The 2804-nt window shown below is 62.2% G+C and carries 4 protein-coding genes; 3 read left to right on the forward strand and 1 reads right to left on the reverse strand.

Annotation, left to right across the window (positions count from 1 at the left end; translation table 11 throughout):
* Nucleotides 1-170: 170 nt before the first annotated feature.
* The 3 genes from ENZ75_RS27420 (at nucleotide 171) to ENZ75_RS27430 (ending at nucleotide 1799) form a co-directional block, all read left to right on the forward strand.
* A complete protein-coding gene (locus ENZ75_RS27420; RefSeq protein ID WP_013531393.1) occupies nucleotides 171-389 on the forward strand; it encodes a hypothetical protein in 219 nt (72 codons plus the stop codon).
* Between the two features lie 558 nt (nucleotides 390-947).
* The gene (locus tag ENZ75_RS27425) at nucleotides 948-1253 is read left to right on the forward strand and encodes a BA14K family protein (RefSeq protein WP_013531394.1); all 306 of its coding nucleotides are present in this window, start codon (nucleotides 948-950) and stop codon (nucleotides 1251-1253) included.
* 186 nt (nucleotides 1254-1439) lie between these two features.
* Nucleotides 1440-1799 carry a hypothetical protein gene (locus tag ENZ75_RS27430; RefSeq protein WP_013531395.1) on the forward strand — a complete coding sequence of 120 codons (360 nt, stop codon included), beginning with the start codon at nucleotides 1440-1442 and terminating at the stop codon, nucleotides 1797-1799.
* Here ENZ75_RS27430 and bhcR read toward each other — a convergent pair whose 3' ends face one another.
* Entirely contained in the window at nucleotides 1800-2621 is an 822-nt protein-coding gene (bhcR, locus tag ENZ75_RS27435; protein ID WP_063170248.1) for an HTH-type transcriptional regulator BhcR, read from the reverse strand.
* Nucleotides 2622-2804: the final 183 nt, after the last annotated feature.

The following is a 2804-nucleotide window of genomic DNA, read 5'->3' on the forward strand; positions in this document are numbered from 1 at the left end:
GAATAGGGGAATAGGGGGCGACGGGTCATTGGTGTCCTTGCCGTCGCCGCGCTGGCGTCAACGGCGTCCCACAAAAAATCTCCTCAACCTTTCGAACCTTTTGCTGCGCCGCGCCGACTGATGGTCAGAGGCGAATGGGACGCCTCGATCAAAAGATCCAGGAGATCATCATGTTCAAGCGCACTCTTACCTCGGGCCTCGTCGCCATCTTCGTCGCCACCGGCGCGCTCGCCGGCACTGTCGGCACGTCGTCAGCCCACGGCATGCATGGCCATCATCATCACCACCACAACCATCACAAGAAGCACTTCAAGAAGTTCTGGTGGAAGCACTACAACCACCACCACAACCATCACCACAGGCACGGCAGGGTGATCATTTTCCTTTGATGGAGGGACCCAATTCCCCAAGAGGGCGGCTTCGGCCGCCCTTTTTGCGTTCGGCGATCACCTTGTGAAGTAGGGCGGCAAAGCTGCTGATCCCCGGCAAGCTACGGCATGCACACATTTCCAAGCAACTGGTCTTTGGCGATAGAGTGCATGGCAGCTTGGCGCATGCATTGCCTATGCGGCGCTGGTCCCGCTCCGTCTCGGCTTCGCCGAGCCAACGCTCGCCCACCAACGCTCCTTTCCTTTCCCTCCGGAGGGGGGAAGGTGGCGCTGCGAAGCAGCGACGGATTGGGGGACCCACCCGGCAATCGGGCCTCGGGCCGATCAGTCACCCCAGTCATAGCAGATATGTGCGTGGCATAGCCCCCAGCAAGTGGGGGAGATTGGCCGCATCAACGTCCTCGCCAACCCTTTCCAGTCGCCGTCAGCGTGGACCTCGGTCCATCCGATTTCCCAGCTCCAGAAAAATCAAAAAAGTTCGAACCTTTTTCCTGGCTGTGACGACAGATGATCAAGAGGCGGATGGATCGCCTCGGTCAACGAAGCAAGGAGATCGTCATGTTCAAGAACACACTCGTTTCCGGCCTTATCGCCACCGCCGTCGCCGCCGCCACGCTGGCCGGCACCGTGCAGCCTTCGGCCGCCCACAGCCATCACCACAACCGCGAAATCGGCATCGGCATTGCTGCCGGCGTCGGCGGCTTCGTCCTCGGCAGCCTGCTCGCCCAGCCGCGCACCGTCTATGTCGACGAAGGCGGTGGCTCGTGGCATGTCCGCCGCTGCTACGATCGCTATGCCAGCTACGACGCGGACTCCGATACCTATCTCGGCCACGACGGATACCGCCACTATTGCCGTCTCTGAGGGGAGGACCCGTTCAGCAACAGAGGGGCCCATGCGAGCCCCTCTTCTGTTGTCTGGATGGTAGCGGTGCGTGCTCCATCGGCCGCTTCAGCGCAGAACTGAAGGGATTGGTCCGGCGACAGATCGGACAGTGTACAGAGATTTTCCGAGCGTCTATCCTGGACCGCGAAACGCGGGGAGAGACCCTTGGACGAGCAGGACCCCAGGGAAGACCTGGTCGAAACGGTTTTCCGCAACGGCACCGTCACCACCGTCGGCATCCTGCTGGCGTTTTCGCTGGGCTTCATCACCCATTGGGCCGCCAACCCGATCCCGTGGCAGACCTACCATCTTGTCGCCGTCCTGCCGATCCTGGCCGGCATTGCCTTGCAGATGCGGGCGCTCTCGCTGCTGCTCGACACGAAATGCCTGCAGCGGCGCATCTATGAACGCGCCAACCGCATCTTCATGGCCGGCCTGATATTCACCGCCTGCGGCGTCGGCATGGCCATCCTTCTCGATTTCTTCGATATCGCGACCAGGAGCGCGCTGCCCGGGGCGGGCTGATCAGCCGGCTCGCACGCCGCCGATCATCCTGGTCACCTCGGCTGCCGCATCGCGCACCAGCGGGCCGATCTCGGCCAGCCGCTCCGGCGTCACCCGCACCGTCGGTCCCGACACGGAAACGCCGCCGATCGGCTCGCCGAATTCGTTGAAGATGGCGGCTGCCACGCAGCGCATGCCGGGGTGCCGCTCCTCGTCGTCGACCGACCAGCCGCGCTGCTTGATCCGCGCCAGATCGTGGGCAAGCGCCGAAATGTCGGACAGCGTCCTGTCGGTGAAGCGCTGCAGGCCTGCCTTGCGCAGCATGGTTCCGACGCGCTCCGGCTCGAGATGCGCCAGCACCGCCTTGCCGATGCCGGACGCATGGAAGGGGCTGCGCGTGCCCGGCCGGAAGAAGGCGCGGATCGCCTGATGCGTCTCGACCTGGCTGACGAAGACCACGCAATCGTCCTCGGCGACGCCGAGATTGGCGGTCTCGCCGGTTCTCTCCATCAGCTCCTGCATGACGACACGCGCGCGGTCGACCAGCTTGCGGCGGCGCAGGAAGGCCGCGCCCATACGGTAGGTCTCGACGCCGATCGACCACAGCTGGTCTGATGTGTCGAATTCGACCATTCCGTGGTTTTGCAGCGTCGTCAGCATGCGGTAGGCGGTGGAGGCGGCAAGCCCGCTCTGCGCCGATATCTCGCTCAGCGACAGGCCGCTGCCTTCCGCGACAATGGCCAGGATTCTCAGCGCCCGATCGAGCGACTGCACCGAACTGGCCTCCGAGGGCCCATTGAAAGCGCGCGGCCGGCCGCGCTGGCGTTTTTCCGTGGTTTCCATGGCGCCATTCTCGACCGATCTCGCCAAATGCACAATGAAAAAGTTTTTCACTAAAATCGCAGGCCGGATTCCTAGAAAACGGAAAATCCAATAAAATCAGCATATAGCCGTTGTTTTCTCTAAATGAAAAAATATTCTGAAAAAATTGAAAAATAGCCGGCGTGCTGGCATCCTCAGCCAATC

Origin of the sequence: Mesorhizobium sp. M7A.F.Ca.CA.002.04.1.1 (genome assembly GCF_004022805.1) — a bacterium.
In the GTDB taxonomy this organism is placed as follows: Bacteria; Pseudomonadota; Alphaproteobacteria; order Rhizobiales; family Rhizobiaceae; genus Mesorhizobium; species Mesorhizobium ciceri.